Source organism: Corynebacterium marquesiae (assembly GCF_030229635.1).
GTDB classification, from domain to species: domain Bacteria; phylum Actinomycetota; class Actinomycetes; order Mycobacteriales; family Mycobacteriaceae; genus Corynebacterium; species Corynebacterium marquesiae.
This window is the reverse complement of record NZ_JASPII010000020.1, coordinates 1-19528: the sequence shown is the minus strand read 5'-3', so window position 1 is coordinate 19528 and position 19528 is coordinate 1. Positions and strand designations below refer to the sequence as shown.

The 19528-nt window shown below is 58.9% G+C and carries 20 protein-coding genes and 2 tRNA genes; 9 read left to right on the top strand and 13 right to left on the bottom strand.

The features are described from left to right. Positions 1-2: 2 nt before the first annotated feature. From QP971_RS10645 to rpmH, 8 genes are read right to left on the bottom strand one after another with little or no spacing between them, the layout of a single operon-like run. Positions 3-581, bottom strand: coding sequence for a 2-methylaconitate cis-trans isomerase PrpF family protein (locus QP971_RS10645; RefSeq protein WP_239274533.1), 579 nt, complete (start codon positions 579-581; stop codon positions 3-5). Positions 582-589: 8 nt separating this feature from the next. Next, the gene (locus tag QP971_RS10640; protein WP_005326890.1) at positions 590-1630 is read right to left on the bottom strand and encodes a ParB/RepB/Spo0J family partition protein; all 1041 of its coding nucleotides are present in this window, start codon (positions 1628-1630) and stop codon (positions 590-592) included. Positions 1631-1636: 6 nt separating this feature from the next. Beyond that, complete coding sequence (locus QP971_RS10635; protein ID WP_284811791.1) at positions 1637-2485, bottom strand: ParA family protein; 849 nt, start codon at positions 2483-2485, stop codon at positions 1637-1639. 10 nt (positions 2486-2495) lie between these two features. Beyond that, positions 2496-3095 (bottom strand): 16S rRNA (guanine(527)-N(7))-methyltransferase RsmG, encoded by a 600-nt coding sequence (gene rsmG / locus QP971_RS10630; protein ID WP_049378067.1) that lies wholly within the window; start codon positions 3093-3095, stop codon positions 2496-2498. 29 nt (positions 3096-3124) lie between these two features. Beyond that, a complete protein-coding gene (gene yidC / locus QP971_RS10625) occupies positions 3125-4102 on the bottom strand; it encodes a membrane protein insertase YidC (protein ID WP_049378060.1) in 978 nt (325 codons plus the stop codon). Positions 4103-4115: 13 nt separating this feature from the next. Beyond that, positions 4116-4331: a membrane protein insertion efficiency factor YidD gene (gene yidD, locus QP971_RS10620; RefSeq protein WP_198492273.1), complete on the bottom strand. Its 216-nt coding sequence runs from the start codon at positions 4329-4331 to the stop codon at positions 4116-4118. Positions 4332-4378: 47 nt separating this feature from the next. After that, positions 4379-4741 (bottom strand): ribonuclease P protein component, encoded by a 363-nt coding sequence (rnpA, locus tag QP971_RS10615; protein ID WP_005326013.1) that lies wholly within the window; start codon positions 4739-4741, stop codon positions 4379-4381. Between the two features lie 3 nt (positions 4742-4744). Further along, positions 4745-4888, bottom strand: coding sequence for a 50S ribosomal protein L34 (gene rpmH, locus QP971_RS10610; RefSeq protein WP_003847033.1), 144 nt, complete (start codon positions 4886-4888; stop codon positions 4745-4747). Positions 4889-5558: 670 nt separating this feature from the next. Here rpmH and dnaA point away from each other — a divergent pair. The 5 genes from dnaA (at position 5559) to gyrB (ending at position 13110) form a co-directional block, all read left to right on the top strand. Next, the gene (gene dnaA, locus QP971_RS10605; RefSeq protein WP_239274528.1) at positions 5559-7196 is read left to right on the top strand and encodes a chromosomal replication initiator protein DnaA; all 1638 of its coding nucleotides are present in this window, start codon (positions 5559-5561) and stop codon (positions 7194-7196) included. A 732-nt stretch (positions 7197-7928) separates the two neighbouring features. After that, on the top strand, positions 7929-9110 hold the full coding sequence (gene dnaN, locus QP971_RS10600) for a DNA polymerase III subunit beta (RefSeq protein WP_005325994.1): 1182 nt from the start codon (positions 7929-7931) through the stop codon (positions 9108-9110). Further along, a complete protein-coding gene (gene recF, locus QP971_RS10595; RefSeq protein ID WP_236882476.1) occupies positions 9110-10321 on the top strand; it encodes a DNA replication/repair protein RecF in 1212 nt (403 codons plus the stop codon). The genes dnaN and recF overlap by 1 nt, the downstream gene beginning before the upstream one ends. Continuing rightward, positions 10314-10883, top strand: coding sequence for a DciA family protein (locus tag QP971_RS10590; RefSeq protein WP_236882477.1), 570 nt, complete (start codon positions 10314-10316; stop codon positions 10881-10883). The genes recF and QP971_RS10590 overlap by 8 nt, the downstream gene beginning before the upstream one ends. A gap of 157 nt (positions 10884-11040) precedes the next feature. Continuing rightward, positions 11041-13110, top strand: coding sequence for a DNA topoisomerase (ATP-hydrolyzing) subunit B (gene gyrB, locus QP971_RS10585; RefSeq protein ID WP_284811796.1), 2070 nt, complete (start codon positions 11041-11043; stop codon positions 13108-13110). A 70-nt stretch (positions 13111-13180) separates the two neighbouring features. Here the strand turns inward: gyrB and QP971_RS10580 are convergent, their stop codons facing one another. Genes QP971_RS10580 through QP971_RS10560 form a run of 5 tightly spaced genes read right to left on the bottom strand, consistent with a single transcriptional unit; the run spans position 13181 to position 16040 of the window. Continuing rightward, positions 13181-14656, bottom strand: a complete 1476-nt coding sequence (locus tag QP971_RS10580; protein ID WP_284811798.1) for an MFS transporter — start codon at positions 14654-14656, stop codon at positions 13181-13183. Between the two features lie 42 nt (positions 14657-14698). Then, positions 14699-15136, bottom strand: coding sequence for a DUF6918 family protein (locus QP971_RS10575; RefSeq protein WP_284811799.1), 438 nt, complete (start codon positions 15134-15136; stop codon positions 14699-14701). Between the two features lie 20 nt (positions 15137-15156). Then, the gene (locus QP971_RS10570; RefSeq protein WP_284811800.1) at positions 15157-15513 is read right to left on the bottom strand and encodes a hypothetical protein; all 357 of its coding nucleotides are present in this window, start codon (positions 15511-15513) and stop codon (positions 15157-15159) included. Between the two features lie 38 nt (positions 15514-15551). Further along, the gene (locus tag QP971_RS10565; RefSeq protein WP_284811802.1) at positions 15552-15812 is read right to left on the bottom strand and encodes a cell filamentation protein Fic; all 261 of its coding nucleotides are present in this window, start codon (positions 15810-15812) and stop codon (positions 15552-15554) included. 6 nt (positions 15813-15818) lie between these two features. Then, complete coding sequence (locus QP971_RS10560) at positions 15819-16040, bottom strand: CopG family transcriptional regulator (protein ID WP_284811805.1); 222 nt, start codon at positions 16038-16040, stop codon at positions 15819-15821. 79 nt (positions 16041-16119) lie between these two features. Between QP971_RS10560 and gyrA the strand changes: the two genes are divergently transcribed. The 4 genes from gyrA to QP971_RS10540 all read left to right on the top strand — a co-directional run bounded on the left by gyrA (position 16120) and on the right by QP971_RS10540 (position 19335). Then, a complete protein-coding gene (gene gyrA / locus QP971_RS10555; protein WP_005326873.1) occupies positions 16120-18672 on the top strand; it encodes a DNA gyrase subunit A in 2553 nt (850 codons plus the stop codon). A gap of 3 nt (positions 18673-18675) precedes the next feature. Then, positions 18676-19014, top strand: coding sequence for a DUF3566 domain-containing protein (locus QP971_RS10550; RefSeq protein ID WP_049378050.1), 339 nt, complete (start codon positions 18676-18678; stop codon positions 19012-19014). A 162-nt stretch (positions 19015-19176) separates the two neighbouring features. Further along, positions 19177-19253, top strand: a tRNA-Ile gene (locus QP971_RS10545). A 9-nt stretch (positions 19254-19262) separates the two neighbouring features. Next, a tRNA-Ala gene (locus QP971_RS10540) sits at positions 19263-19335 on the top strand. Positions 19336-19528: the final 193 nt, after the last annotated feature.

Here is a 19528-nt window from a genome sequence, read left to right as displayed (position 1 = left end):
ATCTAGGCCAAGGCGCGGGCTAGGAGGTCTTCGGCCGCTGCCGCGCTGAGCATATCGTGCTCGGGCGGCAGCTCGAGCCGCAAGCGGGGGAGTACTGGGTGATCCGCGGCTACCTCAAAGCCGGCGGAGCGCAAAGTCTCATAAGACATCAGCCCAATATAGGCCGGTTTGTGGCCCAAGAAATCCGCCGCTGCCGCAGGATCGCCGTAATAGCCAAAGGCCTCCACGGCGGTGCTGCCGCGTTTGGTGAGGTGCATAATGGCGGCGTCGACAAGCACTGCTTCAATGCCACGCCCCATTAAATGTGCCTTAACGAAGAGCGAGGTAATGATGTCCGCATCGTCTGAAATGGGGGCGGTGGGAAGCTTGGCGGCGCCGGCAGCATCCTCGCGAGAGCAAAAGAAAATGGTGGCGTCCTCGCCCACAGTAAAGCCGCACTGACCAAAGGAGAGCAGGGTAGTGGCCAGCCACGCTTCCTTTTCAAAGGCGGGATCGACCACGGAGGCCTCCAGCTCCCAAAAAGTGCTGCGCGCGGCCTGGCGGTGAATGCGCGCGCCTTCGCGTACCGGCTCGAGGATCATCGCCCCAGTTAGTGTTGACCCTCAATAAGCGCCATGATGCGCTCGAAATCTTCTTGGTCACCAAATTCCACGACCATCTTGCCCTTGCGCTTGCCCATGGTCACGGTGACCTTGGTATCGAAGCGGTCGGAGAGGCGCTCAGCGGAATCGGTAAAGTACTGCGGCTGCGGTGCCGGCTGCTTCTTCTTGGATTCGGCCGGCTTACCATCGCGCTTGTAGAGGGTGACTGCCTCCTCGGTGGCGCGTACGGACAGGCCCTCCGCGATGATGCGGTTGGCAATGTATTCCATGGCCTCGGTGTCGTCCAAGGACAATAGGGCACGCGCGTGGCCGGCAGATAAGGTACCAGCAGCTACGCGCTTTTGTACCTCTACCGGCAGCTTGAGCAGGCGCAGCATATTGGTCACCTGTGGGCGCGAACGACCAATGCGGTCCGCCAGCTCGTTCTGGGTAACGCCGAATTCTTCCAGCAGCTGCTGGTAGGCGTGCGCTTCTTCCAAGGGGTTGAGCTGCACGCGGTGAATATTCTCCAGCAGAGCATCGCGCAGCAGGTTGTCATCCTTGGTATCGCGCACGATGGCCGGAATCGTGGCTAGGCCCGCCTTGGAGGAAGCGCGCCAACGCCGCTCACCCATAATGAGCTCGAAGCCACCTTCCTCGGAAGGACGAACGACCACGGGCTGCAACAGACCAAACTCGCGGATCGAGTGGACGAGTTCACCGAGTTCATCCTCGTCGAAGACCGTGCGCGGCTGCTTCGGGTTGGGGATGATATCTCCAATGGAAATCTCACGGTAGGTCGCACCGATAGGAGCCGGGGTGGCCTGGCGCTTCTTGGAGGACTTAGAGCCAGAACCCTGTTGAATGGTGGGAGCGCCCTTTACGCGCTTGCCTTCGCCGCCCTTCCGGCCCGGCTGCGGGGTGGAATTACCCAAAATAATATCCGCCGCGGAATCTCCCAGGCGCGGCTTGCGGGTAGGGGCATCAGGACCGGACGGGATGAGTGCGGCTAGGCCTTTGCCAAGGCCGCCTTGCTTCTGTTCTGCCATGAGTTCCTATCCTTCCAATTCCGCGTAAATCTCTGGGCTCACGCCAATCGCCCCAGTGGTCGGGTGCGGGCGGTAATCGCCACGCCGGTCAAGCTCGCGCGCGGCCGCAAGGTAGGCGCGGGCACCGGTGGACGAGGGAGCGTAATCAATAACCGTAGTACCGTACCCCGGTGCCTCGGAAACGCGCACGGAGCGCGGGATAACATTGGCCAGCACCACGGCTCCGAACTGTTCGCGGACGTTATCGGCCACATCCTCCGCCAAGCGCGTGCGGGCGTCATACATGGTCAACAGCACGGCGGAAATATGCAGATCCTCGTTGAGGTGCTCGCGAATCATGGAGATATTGCCCAGCAGCTGGCCTACGCCCTCCAGCGCGTAGTACTCGCATTGAATCGGGATGATGACCTCTTCAGCGCAGGACATCGCATTAATGGTGAGCAATCCAAGGGATGGCGGGCAATCAATGAAGACATATTCAAAACCATGCTCTTCAAGGAAGCCATTATGCAGGGCGTCATAGAGCCGAAATTCACGGCGTACCAAGGAGACCATTTCAATCTCAGCACCAGCCAAATCAATGGTGGCGGGGATGCAGAAGAGGTTCTCGTTGTGCGAGGAGGGCTGCATGGCCTTCTCGGCGGTGCAGTCCCCAAGGAGCACCTCATAGCTGGAATCGGTGCCGGAATTATGTTCCGCGCCCATGGCCGTGGAGGCGTTTCCCTGCGGGTCAAGATCGATCACCAGCACTTTTTTGCCCTCGGTGGCTAGGGCTGCGGCCAAGTTAGCGGCGGAGGTGGTTTTGCCTACGCCGCCTTTCTGGTTAGCAATGGTGATAAGGCGCGGATTAGTCATGCCGTCTACTTTAGTTCACGCGCGGGACACGAATGATCGTGGTTCCCTCGATGGTGCTGACCTCGGCCTTTCCACCGCCGGCTTTCTTAATGTCGCCGGCATCGCGCTCCAGTTCCTCGTGTACCGAAGAACCCTTCAGCGCGATCATCTCACCACCCTTGCGTACGAGCGGCAGCGACCATTTCGCCAGCTTGCCCAGCGGTGCGACGGCGCGGGAGGTGACCACGTCTGCGCCCGCCACGGCCTTTTTAATCGGGCCTTCCTCGGCACGGCCACGCAGCACCGTTACGTTGTCTAGGCCCAGCTCTTCTACGACCTCGTTGAGATAGTTATAGCGCTTGAGCAGCGGCTCGATCAAGGTGATCTGCAGGTCTGGGCGTGCAATGGCCAGCGGAATGCCGGGCAGCCCAGCACCCGAGCCGACGTCGATAACCGTGGCGCCCTCCGGGATTGCCTGCTTGACGACGGCGCAGTTAATAATATGCCTGTCCCACAGACGTGGCACCTCACGGGGGCCTATAAAACCACGAGTGGACCCGTCTGTAGCGAGCGAATCATGGTAAGCCTGCGCGAGGGGCAAGCGGGAGCCGAATACTACTGACGGGTCCATCTCGGACACGATGGGGTTCTCCTCCGTGTTTATTTGTTTTTGCGCTGTTTCTTGGTGCGGTTGTCCTTCTTGCGGGCACCCGGCTTAGGCGCGGAAGTGCGCTTGGCCTCAACCTTAGCGGCTTCCTCTTCTTCTTCCTCGCGGTCCATCTTGGCATAGACGATGCGGGTTTGGAAGAAGGTCCAGACCGTATTGGCCATCATGTAGAACAGCAAACCAATCGGCCAGATGAAGCCGGAGAAAATCAGCATGGCCGGCATGACCCACAGCATCATCTTGGACATCATAGCCATTTGCTGCTGCATCATTTCCGCATTCTGCCCCTGCGGTGCTTGGGTCTTACCAGCGGCACGGCGCTTTTCCTGGCGGTTCAGGCTCATGCGGGCGTTGAAGTGCGTCATGACCGCAATGATGGCGATCATCGGAACGATAATGACGGCTGCCTGGCTGGTGGTCACGCCCTCTACAATCGGCGAGTTCAAGCGCAGGTTGGTCACCAGCGGAACATCGAAAATCTTGGCATCCAAGAACTGCTGGACCAGTTCCGGCTTAAAGATGTAGTTCGCGGTATTAGCATTTTCCTCAATGGACATTGGGTCACCACTGGGATGTCCAAAGCCACCGGCTACCGCCACGGTTCGGTCGAAGGAGCGCAGCACGTGGAACAAACCAACGAACATTGGAATCTGCACGAAGACCGGCAGGCAGCCGGCCATCGGACGAACGCCGGACTCCTTGTAGACCTTCTGCATTTCCTGCGCGGCCTTGGTTTGGTCATTACCGTACTTCGCGCGGATTTCCTGCACCTTAGGCTGGATTTCCTGCATCTTACGCGAGGAACGAATCTGGCTAATGGTCGGCTTGACCATTAGTGCCTTAAGCGTCCAGGTCAGCAGCACAATGGCCAGAATCCAGGTAATGCCCCAGGCAGGGTCCATTACGAGGGACAGCAGCCAGTGCCAGAACCACAAAACGGCCGAAATTGGCCAGTAAATGAAATTAAGCACGAGTGTTTAATCCTCAATTGTTGTTGGTACCCGGGACCGGATCGAATCCGCCCGGATGCCAGGGGCCGCATTTGCAGACCCTGGCTATTGCCATCGCCGTACCCTTGATTGCGCCGTGTTGAGAAAGCGCCTCTAGGGCATAAGCACTGCATGTCGGCTCGAACCGACAGGTCGATACCATCTTAAGGCCAGAGACATACTTTTGGTAGAAACGAACCACTTTGACCATTGGTTTGGCCAATCCTCTGGCTGGGGGAATTTCCTCCCCGCGGGAATTTAGATATCCCATTGCTTGCGCAGTGCTTTGGCAAGATCTTTTTCTAATTGCTCACTGCTAGCAGTGGCGCTGGCGGGCAAAGCACGGATGACAACGTCCACGCTGGCAGGCAGCTTGGGAATGAATGTCATACACACATGGCGAAGCCGCCGGGAGGTGCGGTGGCGAACCACTGCATTCCCGACGGCTTTAGAAACAATCAGCCCAAATCGCGGCCCAGTGGCGGCGATATCGGCTGCCTTGTCCGTACCTGCGTTGTCGCGCGCATGCACGACGACCGTACGAGTGCCCGCCCGGCGACTGCCCTTCATCGTGCGCCGAAATTGCGTCGGCGACGTGAGCTTGTGCTGGGCTGGAAGCATAACTTATGCAGTCAGCTTTGCGCGGCCCTTCTTGCGACGAGCTGCAACAATGGCGCGACCTGCACGAGTGCTCATGCGGGTGCGGAAGCCGTGCTTGCGAGCACGACGACGGTTGTTCGGCTGGAACGTGCGCTTACCCTTTGCCACGTTAATTCTCCTTGAAGTTGTGCGTAGGCACACCACCGCGATGCAGCGGCACGCCCACTGATGAATAGATTCCATGAACCTGACGCATCACAGTCTCTCCGGTGCACGGCGAGCCGACGGGCCCAGCCGGTGCGAGGTGACGCTGTCACTTTCACGCGCAACTCTTTGTTGCAATAGACCATGCCAGATTACGTGATTTCTGCCGCTGGGAACAAATCGACACCCGGGTACACCCGAAATTACATAAATGTTTTTTCCTGCAGCTAGAGGGCCAGATTCTGCGCTCTTGCTGCACCTAATCCATCACGCAGTAAGACCCACCCCAACCCACACCCGGGTGGTGAATTTTTCTCGCTAGACACACCCGCCGTTTCGGCGGTAGAACAGAAGAATCAAATTCCACAGCCCAACCGGTCATGTGGATAACTCTAAATCAGCGCTTGAGACTTTTGTAGTTTCCGCAGCATAGGGCCATAAACTAGCCAATGAAGAGTTATCCACAGTCATGAACTAAGCTGTGAATAACTATTTAATCCACACCTGTGGATAACTCTGTGGAGATCGAGGTGACTCGATAAAAACCGATGTGAAAACCACGGTGGAATCCGCAGTGAAAATTGTTATTCAATGTCCACCCGTCCCCGACTAAATTCCACAAAGGTAGCCTGTTGTGACTGACCCACAAGCGAACCTGCATGCCGTTTGGCGCGCGGTCGTTGATGACCTGCTCGCACAATCCGAGCAACCCAATTCCGAGGTCCCTAGTTTTTCGCACTCACAGCGCCTTTACCTCCAACTGGTTCGCCCCATCATGATGGTCGAGGGCTACACCCTCGTCGCCGCCGAGAACCTGGATGCCAAAAATGTGGTCGAAAATGAGTTGGGCGAGCACATCGCCAAGGCCCTAACCCGCCACCTAGGCCGGCCGTGTTCCTTTGCGGTTACCCTTGCCACTCCGCAAGAGCCACAGCCGCCGGCCGCGGACCCTGCACCACAGCCAGCACCCCCTCAACAACAGCAACCGCCTCAAGCGCAACCGCCGCAGAACACGGAATCTACCCAGAACTACATTCCGCGCCCGCAGCAAACGGATGCCGCTGCACAGCAGGCCCCTTCCCAGAACAATTGGCAGTCGAGTCACGCTCCTGCAAGCCTGGATGAGCTGGCCCAGCACTATAACCAACAGCAGGCCGAATCCGCGGGAAATTTCTCCGGTGCTGCCACCAATTCTGCCCGCATCCCGCGCGAGGCCCCGGCGCACGATCCCAACCGTGAAACTTCCCTCAATCCGAAGCACACCTTCGATAGCTTCGTGATCGGTTCTTCGAATCGTTTTGCCAATGGTGCCGCCGTGGCTGTGGCCGAGAATCCCGCCCGTGCGTACAACCCACTATTTATCTGGGGTGGCTCTGGTCTGGGTAAAACGCACCTTTTGCATGCCGCCGGCAATTACGCCCAGGTACTACATCCGGGTCTGCGCGTGAAGTATGTGTCTTCGGAAGAATTCACGAATGACTATATTAATTCCCTGCGCGATGACCGTCAGGAATCATTCAAGCGGCGCTACCGCAATCTCGACATTTTGATGGTCGATGACATCCAGTTCTTGGAAGGCAAAGAATCCACCCAGGAAGAGTTCTTCCATACTTTCAATGCGCTGCACCAAGCCAATAAGCAGATCATTTTGTCCTCGGACCGCCCACCGAAGCAACTAACCACGCTGGAAGATCGCCTCCGCACCCGCTTTGAAGGCGGTCTTATCACCGATATTCAGCCGCCAGATCTAGAAACGCGTATCGCGATTTTGATGAAGAAGGCGGCCAATGACGGCACCGAAGTGGATCGCTCCGTGCTTGAGCTCATTGCCTCTCGTTTTGAGTCATCTATTCGTGAGCTCGAGGGCGCACTGATTCGCGTTTCGGCCTATTCCTCCTTGGTGAATGAGCCAATCAACGTGGAGATGGCAGAAATCGCGCTGCGCGATTTGGCCCCAGATTCCGCCGATCGGCAAATCACCGCTACCTCGATCATGGAGGTCACGGCAGAATTCTTCGATATTGATGTAGAGACTCTGCGCGGTGCTGGCAAAAAGCGTGCGGTGGCGCATGCACGCCAGTTGGCTATGTATCTGTGCCGCGAGCTCACGGAGCTATCCCTTCCCAAGATCGGTGAGCAATTCGGCGGCAAGGATCACACCACCGTCATTTACGCGGATCGCAAGATCCGCAAAGAGATGACTGAAAAGCGCAATACTTACGACGAGATCCAGGCGCTCACCCAGCGCATCAAGAATCGCGGTCGCGCCTAAATTTCTCTACCGCTGCTTCAGCGCCTTCCTTATATAAAGGAGGGCGCTTTTGTCTGCCCTTTGTCACTTCGCGGATTCTGCTCGGACTACTTAAAGGTGAGACCAGAACTACCAGATCAGAGATTCTTGACTGAGACACCGAAACCTGGTTCAAACCGTCCACACAGCCGCCTACACCTTCGTGTAATTCCACAAAGAACCCAGAAGGTCCGCGAAAAGTGCTCTCTTAACTGCGAAAAGAGTTATCCACAGCGTTATTCACACTTGTGTAATTCCATCTTTGTAATTCATAGATCTTACTCACAGTTTTAAATTCCACAGGCTCTATGCTGGGAGAACCACCCTGTGATCAGCGCTGTGTGTAGATCGGTGATCAAATGACAAAACCTGTGGATAAAACGGTGATCCCGTTAGTTGTCCACAATTCGCCCCGATTGATCACAGCAAGATCACAAGAATTAGCACACCCCGGATCTGCGGCTTGAACTTGTCATTTACCTAGTTACCCACAGATCCCACAGCGCTTATTACTACTACTAAATTATTTCTTTGATCTGTATAGAGGAAAGAGGGTGTGTGGAATTCGGCCCGGCCTGCCTTGGGCCAGGCGCCGATCGGGCGGGCAAAGATGGAATTACACGTTGTGGCGCACCGCGCCCGATGCGGTAAGTTGGAAGCCAGTCTTTTGTAAGTAACAAATTTCCTACTTGCCTCAGAGGAGCTCTTCGCACCATGGATGAAGCCGTGTCATTTCGCGTTGCCAAAGATGACCTTGCCAACGCCGTAGCGTGGGTTGCTCGCAGCCTGCCGTCCAAGGTCACCCAGCCCGTGCTCCGCGCGATGCTGATCACCGCGGATGACAATGGTCTTGAGTTCACTGGCTTCGATTACGAGGTGTCCACCCGCGTCCGAATCGCCGGAATGGTGGATGAACCCGGACAGATCGCGGTAGCCGGCAAGCTCCTCTCTGACATCGTCGCTTCCCTGCCCAACAAGGAAGTGGAGATCTCCCAGGTAGATTCCAAGGCTCTGGTTACTTGTGGTTCTTCCCGCTTTGAGCTGCCACTGATTCCTCTGGATGATTACCCGCAGCTCCCGGTCCTGCCGGAGGTTACCGGCACCATCCAGCCACAGCTCTTCGTCGAGGCCATCCATCAGGTCGCCGCTGCGGCCGGCAAGGATGACACCTTGCCCATGCTCACCGGTGTGCACATGGATATCCGTGGCAAGGACATTGAGATGACGGCAACGGACCGCTTCCGCCTGGCCATGCGCACCTTGGAATGGGAGCCGAAGTCGCCGGATGTAGAAGCGAAACTCTTGGTACCTGCGAAGACCCTGCAGGAAACCGGTCGTTCTTTGGATCCGCACCTAAATATCCCAGTGGAAATCGCTGTGGGAACCGATGACAATATTGGTGCCGATGGCCTCTTTGGCCTGCACGCGGATAATCGCGAGACCACCACGCGCATGCTGGATGCGGACTTCCCTAATGTGCAACCCCTGCTGCCGAAGAACCACACCAATATTGCCTCCATTGAGGTCGCCCCGCTGCAGGAAGCAATTCGCCGCGTGTCTTTGCTGACGGATCGCAACGCGCAGATTCGGATGGAATTCGCCGATGGTCAGGTGACCCTTTCCGCCGGTGCGGATGCTGGTAACGCGACCGAGACCCTGCCGTGTGCGTTCCATGGCCGCGATGAATTCCTCATCGCCTTCAATCCGGGCTACCTCAAGGATGGCTTGGGCGTCATCAATACCGACCGCGTGGTCTTCGGCTTTACCGAGCCTTCGCGCCCAGCCATCATGATCCCAGAACCGGAAGAGCTGCCTGAGGCCGATGAAGATGGCAACTTCCCCACGCCGGAGACCAACTTCACCTACCTGCTCATGCCGGTTCGCCTGCCGGGCTAATGTACGTCAGGGATCTCGATGTTCGGGATTTTCGCTCGTGGCCCGAACTTAATGTGCAGCTAGGGCCGGGGATCACCCTTTTTGTCGGGCGCAATGGCTTTGGCAAGACCAATATCGTTGAGGCCATTGGCTATACCGCCCACCTTTCCTCCCACCGCGTTTCCCACGATGCACCACTGGTGCGCCAGGGCGCGGATAGCGCGCGGGTATCCATTACCGCGGTGAACCAGGGCCGCGAGCTTACTACCCATTTGCTGATTAAGCCCCACGCGGCCAACCAGGCGCAGATTAATCGCACCCGCCTGCGCAGCCCCCGTGAGCTGCTGGGTGTGGTAAAAACTGTGCTCTTCTCCCCGGAGGACTTGGCCTTGGTGCGTGGGGAGCCGGCTGGGCGCCGCGCCTACCTCGATAGCATCATTGCCTCGCGGACTCCGCGGCTAGCGGGCGTGAAGGCCGACTACGACAAGGTACTCAAACAACGCAATGCCCTGCTGAAATCGGCCTCCGGTAACCTGCGCCGGGGCTATTCCGATAGTGATGGCGCCGCTGCGCTGGCCACCTTGGATACTTGGGATGCGCAGCTTGCCCACCTCGGCGCACAAGTAATCGCCGCGCGCCTTTCGCTTGTCGACGCCCTCTTGGACCACATCCCCGCCGCCTATTCCGGCCTGGCGCCAGAATCGCGGCCGGCGCACGTGGAGTATAAGTCCACGATCGATACCTCCGATCGCGAGGTGCTCGAAGCGGTTCTGCTCACCGAGCTGGCCAGCGCCCGGCAACGCGAGATCGAACGCGGCATTTCCCTGGTGGGTCCGCACCGCGATGATCTGGTGCTCAACCTGGGTGATCAGCCGGCCAAGGGCTTTGCCAGCCACGGCGAGACGTGGTCCTATGCCATCGCGCTGCGCCTGGCGGAATTCAACCTCCTGCGCCAGGAGGGAGGATCCGATCCGGTGCTCATCTTGGATGATGTCTTTGCCGAGCTCGATGCCAAGCGCCGCAAGCAGCTGGTCCACTTGGCCGCCGAGGCCGAACAGGTGCTCATCACCGCGGCCGTGGATGAAGATCTGCCCGGAAACTTGGAACCCATCGTGCGCTACCGCGTGAGCGTAGAAGATACCGAGACCGGCCGCATTTCCAAGCTCAGCGCCGAAGATTCTGCCGAAGATCTTGCTCAAGATGCCGCTGGGGAAGGTGAGGGGAATGAGTGAGGAGCAAGGGGGCGTCGGCAAGCAGCGCATCGATCCCGTCACCCAATACTTCAAGCTGGTTCGGTCCACCTCCAAAAACCCGCCGAAGCTGACCCGCCCGGTACCGAAGATGCCGGTGCCCTCGCTGGAGAAGGCGCAAAAGCAGGGGTATATGGGCTACCAACGCGGCTGGCCTACGGGTCCGGATGGCAGAAAGAAACGGCGCACGCTGGCCGTGCCGAGCCTGGGATCCCAAATTAACCGCGAGGTGGTCAATCGTGGGTGGGAGCATGATCTGGCTAATGGCTGGGTGATGGGCAATTGGGAGCATCTGGTGGGCGAGCGCATTGCCGCGCATACGCAGCCGCAGCGGATTAAAGACAAGATTGTCTATGTATCCTGCGATAACTCCACCTGGGCAACGGAGCTGCGCTACCTGCAGCGCCAAATCCTGCGGAAAATCTCTGACCGCCTAGGCCCCGATGTCATTGTGGAACTGCGAATTCACGGGCCGAAACAAAGGCGCAATTATGAGGGGCGGCAGTGGGTCAAACCGCAAGGATCACAAGATACATATGGCTAATAGGCTGAGGTTTACTCAGACCTGCACAATGTAAATAACCTCAGAGCGCGCCAGATTCCTATCTCTCACGGGTGTGGGGTGTCTTTCAGTAGGGGGTATCCGTGTAGAATAGTCAAGGTCTTAGAATTAGCTATAGCCAAAAGGAGAGCATGAATCCGTGGCTGAAGAACACGCATATGATGCCGGGTCAATTACGATCCTGGAGGGCCTCGAGGCCGTCCGTAAGCGCCCCGGCATGTACATTGGTTCGACCGGTTCGCGCGGCCTGCACCACCTCATTTGGGAGATCGTTGATAACTCCGTCGATGAGGCCATGGCCGGCTACGCCGATAAGGTTACCGTCAAGCTGCTAGAAGATGGCGGCGTAGAGGTCATCGATAATGGCCGTGGCATCCCGGTAGAAATGCACGCCTCTGGCGCACCTACCGTCCAGGTGGTCATGACCCAGCTGCACGCCGGCGGTAAGTTCGACTCCGACTCCTATGCCGTTTCCGGCGGCCTGCACGGTGTCGGCATTTCCGTGGTGAACGCGCTTTCTACCCGCGTGGAGGCGGAGATTAAGCGCGACGGCAAGCACTGGTACCAAAACTTCCAGAACGCCATCCCAGACGAGCTCGTTGAGGGTGGCAATGCCCGCGGCACGGGCACCAAGATTCGTTTCTGGGCGGACCCGGAAGTTTTTGAAACTACGGAGTACGATTACGACACCATTTCGCGCCGCCTGCAGGAAATGGCCTTCCTGAACAAGGGCCTGAGCATTGAGCTCATTGACGAGCGCGTCACCGAAGAGCAGATCGAACTGGAGGAAATCGCCGATGCAGAATCCGGCGAGACCAGCGCGGATGAAACCTCCTTCGATGATGCCCCGGACGCCGGCGATACCTTCAACGAAGAATCCGGCGAGGCGGAGGACGCTGCGGCAGAGAAGAAGCGCCGCAAGAAGGTAACCTTCCACTACCCGGATGGCTTGACCGACTACGTCAAGTACCTCAATAAGTCCAAGACCGCGATCCACCCGACGATCGTTTCCTTCGATGCGAAGGGCGAGGATCACGAGGTAGAGGTAGCGCTGCAGTGGAACCAGGGCTATAAGCAGTCCGTTCACACCTTTGCCAATACCATCAACACCCACGAGGGCGGCACGCACGAAGAGGGTTTCCGTGCGGCCCTAACCTCCCTGATGAACCGCTACGCCAAGGAGCATAAGCTCCTCAAGGAAAAGGACGGTAACCTCTCCGGCGATGACTGCCGCGAAGGCTTGGCGGCCGTCATTTCCGTCAAGGTGGGTGATCCGCAGTTCGAGGGCCAGACCAAGACCAAGCTGGGCAATTCCGAGATCAAGGGCTTTGTCCAGCGCGCGGTCAACGAGCACGTCAATGACTGGTTCGATGCCAACCCGGCAGAGGCTAAGGCCATCATCAATAAGGCTGTTTCCTCCGCGCATGCTCGCATGGCTGCCCGCAAGGCTCGCGAGATGGTGCGCCGCAAGTCCGCCACCGACCTCGGTGGCCTGCCAGGCAAGCTTGCAGACTGCCGCTCGAAGGATCCGAAGATTTCCGAGCTCTACATCGTGGAGGGTGACTCTGCAGGTGGCTCCGCTAAGGGTGGCCGCGATTCCATGTTCCAGGCCATCCTGCCGCTGCGCGGCAAGATCCTCAACGTGGAGAAGGCCCGCATGGATAAGGTGCTCAAGAATGCCGAGGTCCAGGCGATTATTACCGCGTTGGGTACCGGCATCCACGAGGAATTCGATATCAAGAAGCTGCGCTACGACAAGATCGTGCTCATGGCCGATGCCGACGTTGACGGCCAGCACATTGCCACGCTGCTATTGACCCTGCTCTTCCGCTTCATGCCGCAGCTGGTTGAGGATGGCCACGTGTTCCTGGCTAACCCGCCGCTGTACAAGCTCAAGTGGTCCAAGGGTGCTCCGGGCTATGCTTTTTCCGACGCCGAGCGCGATAAGCTGCTGGCCGAGGGCCTGGAGCAAAACCGCAAGATAAACAAAGATGACGGCATCCAGCGCTACAAGGGTCTGGGCGAGATGAACGCCGCCGAGCTGTGGGAGACCACGCTTGACCCGAGCACCCGCATCCTGCGCCGTGTGGACTTGGAAGACGCGCAGCGCGCCGATGAGCTCTTCTCCATCCTCATGGGTGATGATGTCTCGGCTCGCCGCTCCTTCATTACCCGCCGCGCGAAGGACGTCCGCTTCCTGGATATCTAATAGCGCAGCACAAAGCCCACCGTGGAATTACCGCGGTGGGCTTTAATTGTGGCGTCGGAAAGCGCCGGGCCTAGGCCTGGGAGCTGCGCTGATCCGCTATGGCGAATCCCAGGGAAGCGAGGCACATGGCGAGGATGACGCTGAAGCCGGCAATGATGGACAGCGGCCAGTCCGCGCTTGTGCCGTGCAAGGTGGCAAAAACGATGGCCGTAATAACGGCAAGCCCAATGGCCGTACCAATGCGCTGGCCGGTTTGGAGGACGGCGCCGGACGATCCGGCGTAGGCCTGTGGAACGTGCGCCAAGGTGAGCGTTTGGTTGGGGGAGATGACCGAGCCTTGGCCACCACCAACAAAGGCCAGCGAAAGGACCATCCACCATTCGCTGGCTCCCCACTGCTCGGTGGCCCAGATAAGCGCAATTGTGGCCACCAGACCGAAGATGGTCACCAGCATGCCAAGTACCACGACCTTGCGCCCATAAACAGAAACGGATCGACCGGCCAGTGTGGCAGATATGGAGCTCAACAAGGCAGCCGGAATGCCTACGGATCCGGCAGCCAGGGCGGAGTGTCCGAGTCCGCTTTGGAAGTAGAGTGCCACGAGCACCCAAATGCTGGTAATACCCATAAACCACAAGGTGGCGATGATGGTGCCATTGCGAAAACTCGGGGTGGCGAAGATAGTGAGATCCACCATTGGCGGATGGCCGGTGGCCTTGTGGCGGCGCTCCCATAGCACCCAACCCACAAGGAGGACGGCGCCCAGCAGTAGGAGCCACCACACGGCCGGGGAAGCGGACGATTCCATGAAGGGGAAGAGGATGGCCCACACTGCAGCACCGAGGATCACCGCACCGATGGGATCCAGGGTGGCAAGGGCCTTGAAGGTGCCCAGTTTATTGCCATTTTCATCGCGCACGCGGGAAAACAGCGGCCGCGGAAACCACAGTAATCCTAAGATGATGGCAATAAGGCCGACGGGGAAATTGACCAGCATGGTCAGCCGCCAACCTAGGTCCGCGCCGCCGAGGCGAATGAGCAGGCCGCCCAGTACCGGTCCGATAGCCACAGCGATGCCTACCGTGGAGCCAAAGTAGCCGAAGGCGCGGGCGCGTTCCGGACCGCGGAAGTACTGCTGGATCATTCCCACGCCCTGCGGATTGAGCAGCCCAGCGCCTATGCCTTGGATAAAGCGGGCGGCGTTGAGTGCCTCCGCGTTGGGGGCAAAGCCGGCGACGGCGGCGCTGAGGGAATAGATAGCAATGCCTGCTAGAAAGATGCCGCCGCGGCCGAAGAGATCTCCGGCACGGCCGGCCGCCACAAGGATGACACCAAAGGTGAGCGCATAGCCGGAGAGTACCCATTGCACATCAGACTCAGAGGCTCCCAGGCCCGATTGAATAGAGGGCAGGGCTACGTTCACGATGGACACGCTCAGCAGGGACATGAAGAGCGCCGTGAGCAAAACGATAAGCACCCGCCAGCGGGCGGGATCTTGGCCGGCGGGGTACTCGGTTTGGTTAGCTGCGGAAGTAGTCACTTCCACACTTATACTCTGCGGTTTGATTTAGGTTCAAGCGTGCGGAGGCTACATGTGCTTTTGCAGCACGCGGCCGAAATCCGGGACCGCAGGGGTGAGGAATTTCGAGGCCTTACCGCGCAAGGAGTTATAAGGCTTAGACAGCGCGGGGGAGTTAATCTGCTCGGCATGCTTATCGGCCACCGACATGATGGAATCGCTCACCTGGGCGCTGCGGGGCTCCAGGAAGGAACCGAAATCCTGCTCGGAGCTGCGTGCAAACTCTTGCCAGTGCGGATCTAAAGCGTGGAGGATATCCGGTAGCACGCGGCCTAGGGCCTTGGTAATGATGGCGGAATCGACCTTCTTCGCGGCGGCGACGGCGCCCTTGAGCGCCATTCCGGTAATGCCCGATTGCTTGGCGACGACCCCCTCAACCAGCTCGCCGCAATCGCTAATCACCGCAGTGCGCTGCGGACCTGACATAAGTTCAGAAAGATGTGCCATGCTGCACCACCTTACGCGAGTTAGGCGGGCTGGCCCGGCAGGCCAGGGAGGTTGGCCTGAATGGCGGCAATCTGATCGGTGATCTGGCCCAAGCCAGCATCGCGCGCGGCCTTCTCCAGATCCACGTTAGGGGAGTACAGGGCCACGGCGCTGGCCAGCGCGGTGACACCGGCGGCCGCTGCGGTGATAATCAGGGTGAGGTCCAGCTGGGAAGAACCGGTAGAGGAACCACCGGCCTCGCCCGGCTGAAAGTCCGGATTTACCGTTTCTTCCCAGGAAGCGGCATCGGCTGCGGTGGCGGTAGGAGCAGTGACGGCGGTGGCAGCTAGCGCCACGGCGGTCAGGCTCGAGGCGGCAATCTTCTTGAAGCGGGACATGGTGGTAGTTCCTTTCTTGGGTCACTATCCCTGGTAACTTAGGTAACTTCTTTAACACTAAGGTAGACGCGCGCGCTGAACTTTGCGAACTCTGCGTTATACCCGCTCAGCGCCGGCACGCGGGCTAATACCTCGGCCATGGCGCGGGCGGCATCGCGGTGGTTGTCATGAATGGCTATTCCCTCCACCTTGGCGGTGCTGGCCGCTGCCGCGGCCGCCAGGGCGGCGAAGTTGGTGATGCGGAGGTTAAAGCGAGCGCAAAACTCGCGGGCCAAGAGGTAGAGCTGTTCAGTAGTCATGCTTGCCTAGGACTGTGCGGGCCGGGCACGGCGGATTTCCGCCTCCAGCTCAGCGCGGCCGGGGAGGAGGGCGCGGGCGGTGGACTGCACGTGGGCATCGGCAAGCGTGCGGGCTGCGGCTGAAACAATGGCGCGCACCACCGCCTCGTGCTTGGAGGTGCCCTGCGCGGAGGCCAGTAGCGTCAGCGCGTGATCCTGTTCGTCCGTAAGTCGCAATGTCATTGCCATGCCTTAAGTGATACCACGGTGATACCACCCGTGCGGCAATTCGAGCCCTGAAAGGCGCTAGAGGGTAGAATTTGGGGTTATGAGTGACAATAACGACGATCTTTTTGATCGCATATTTCCCATTGACATTAATGAGGAGATGGAGTCGAGCTACATCGACTATGCCATGTCCGTCATCGTTGGCCGCGCCCTGCCGGAGGTGCGCGATGGCCTGAAGCCGGTGCACCGCCGCATCCTCTACGCGATGTTTGATTCCGGTTACCGCCCGGAGCGTGGCTACGTGAAGTCCGCCCGCCCGGTCTCGGACACCATGGGTCAGTTCCACCCGCACGGTGACTCCGCCATCTATGACACCTTGGTGCGTCTGGCTCAGTCCTGGAATATGCGCTATCCGCTGGTGGATGGCCAGGGTAACTTCGGTTCCCGCGGTAACGATGGCCCCGCAGCAATGCGTTATACGGAGTGTAAGCTCACCCCGTTGGCCATGGAGATGGTGCGCGATATCCGCGAGAACACCGTGGACTTCTCGCCCAACTACGATGGCAAGACCAGCGAGCCGGACGTCCTGCCGTCCCGCGTTCCGAACCTGCTCATGAACGGTTCTGGCGGTATTGCCGTGGGTATGGCCACCAATATCCCGCCGCATAATCTCAACGAGCTGGCCGAGGCCATCTACTGGATGCTGGATAACCCAGACGCCGATGAAGAGGCTGCGCTGGAAGCCTGCATGGAGCGCGTCAAGGGCCCAGATTTCCCCACCGCCGGCCTCATTGTGGGCGATCAGGGCATCAAGGATGCCTACACCACCGGCCGCGGGTCCATCCGCATGCGCGGTGTGACCTCCATCGAGGAGTCTGGCTCCCGTCAGACCATCGTGATTACCGAGCTGCCGTTCCAGGTCAACCCGGATAACCTCATCTCCAATATCGCGGAGTCCGTGGCCAGCGGCAAGATTGCGGGCATTTCCAAGATTGAGGATGAGTCCTCTGACCGCGTGGGCATGCGCATCGTGGTCACCCTCAAGCGCGACGCTGTGGCTCGCGTGGTGCTCAATAACCTCTACAAGCACTCCCAGCTGCAGACCTCCTTCGGTGCCAACATGCTCTCCATTGTGGACGGCGTGCCGCGCACCCTCCGCCTGGATCAGATGCTGCGCTACTACGTGGAGCACCAGATCGAGGTCATCGTTCGCCGTACCCAGTACCGCTTGAACGAGGCCGAGAAGCGCGCCCACATCTTGCGCGGTTTGGTCAAGGCACTGGACATGCTGGATGAGGTCATCGCCCTTATCCGCCGTTCGCCCACCGTGGACGAGGCTCGCGAAGGCTTGAAGGAGCTTCTCGACGTCGACGATATCCAGGCCGATGCCATCCTGGCCATGCAGCTGCGCAAGCTGGCTGCTCTGGAGCGCCAGAAGATTATCGACGAGTTGGCCGAGATCGAGCGCGAGATCGCCGACCTGAAGGACATCCTCGCCCGCGAGGAGCGCCAGCGCCAGATTGTCCACGATGAGCTGGCAGAGATCGTCGATAAGTATGGCGATGAACGCCGCACCGAGATCATCCCGGCCACCGGCGATGTCACCGATGAGGACCTCATTGCCCGCGAGAACGTCGTGGTCACCATTACCTCTACCGGCTACGCTAAGCGCACCAAGGTGGATTCCTATAAGGCGCAAAAGCGCGGTGGCAAGGGCGTGCGCGGCGCTGAGCTCAAGCAGGACGATATTGTGAAGAACTTCTTCGTCTGCTCCACGCACGACTGGATCTTGTTCTTTACCAACTTCGGCCGTGTTTACCGCCTCAAGGCCTATGAACTGCCAGAGGGCGGTCGCGCCGCACGCGGCCAGCACGTGGCTAACCTGCTGGAATTCCAGCCGGAAGAAAAGATCGCGCAGGTCATCCAGATTCAGTCCTACGAGGACGCTCCTTACCTGGTCCTCGCCACCCAGCAGGGCCGCGTGAAGAAGTCCCGCCTGACCGATTATGAGTCCGCGCGTTCCGCTGGCCTTATCGCCATCAACCTCAACGAGGGCGATGCGCTCATCGGCGCACAGCTCGTCTCCGAGGGCGATGACATCCTGCTTACCTCCGAGCAGGGCCAAGCTATCCGCTTTACTGCCGACGACGACCAGCTGCGCCCCATGGGCCGCGCTACCGCCGGTGTGAAGGGCATGCGCTTCCGCGGCGATGACCAGCTGCTATCCATGTCCGTGGTCCACGATGGCGAGTTCCTTTTGGTAGCCACTTCTGGCGGCTACGGCAAGCGCACCGCCATTGAGGAATACACCCCGCAGGGTCGCGGTGGCTTGGGTGTTATGACCTTCAAGTACACCCCGAAGCGCGGCAAGCTCATCGGCGCCATCTCCGTCGATGAGGATGACGAGATCTTCGCCATCACCTCCGCCGGCGGCGTCATCCGCACCGAGGTGGACCAGATTCGTCCGTCCTCCCGTGCGACCATGGGTGTGCGCTTGGTGAACCTGGCCGACGACGTCGAACTGCTTGCCATCGACCGCAACGTCGAAGAAGATGGTGAGGAAGACGCTCAGGCTGTGGCCAAGGGCGAAAAGACCGTGGATGAGGTCCAGCAGGAGCACAAGGCTGGCGATGCCTCCAAGGATGAGGAGTAATTAATGGCACGACGAGACGTAACGATTACGCGAATCTCGCCCACTTCCGCGTTCCGCGTTGGTCTGGCCTTGTCACTCGTCGGACTCATTGCCTGGATGCTGGCCGTATGCCTGCTCTACATCGGCCTGAACCAGGTGGGCATCTGGGAATCGCTCAATAGCCTCGTCGGCGGCGTGGGCGGCGGATTCGAGGTCACCTTCGGTGTCATTATCTCCGCCTCCGCGCTCATCGGCGTTATTTTCGCCGTTCTCCTTACGTTGCTGGCACCACTGATGGCGGTTATTTACAACGCCATCGTGGACGTCTTTGGCGGCCTGCGGGTCGACCTAGACAACCGCTAGCGCCTCTCTCGTTCTGGAAGATGCCGACACCTTCGGGTGCCGGCATTTTTCTTTCTTCCGTGCGAATCTTTCCCCGCTTTTGAGTTGCAAGAAATATCTGTTGAGCAGGCGATTTGTATAAATCCGGGGATAGTATGTAGAGTTAATTCTCGTTCCGCACAAGGGCCTATAGCTCAGTCGGTTAGAGCGCATCGCTGATAACGATGAGGTCGCTGGTTCGATTCCAGCTAGGCCCACCACGGAACAATGGGGCATTAGCTCAATTGGTAGAGCATCTGCTTTGCAAGCAGAAGGTCAGGAGTTCGATTCTCCTATGCTCCACAGCATGAAGTCCGGCTCCCTCTTTGGAGGGGCCGGACATTTTTTATTTCCGCGGTCGTTCCCAGGAGCTCTGAGAAGTGACACAATGGCGAGCGCTCCACTCGGATCACCATTTTGGGTTAAGGGTCAAAATGTGTGTCTGGCTCGGCGTGTCGCTGGGGTTAGATTTGGCCTTTTTGGATGCCGATTGAGT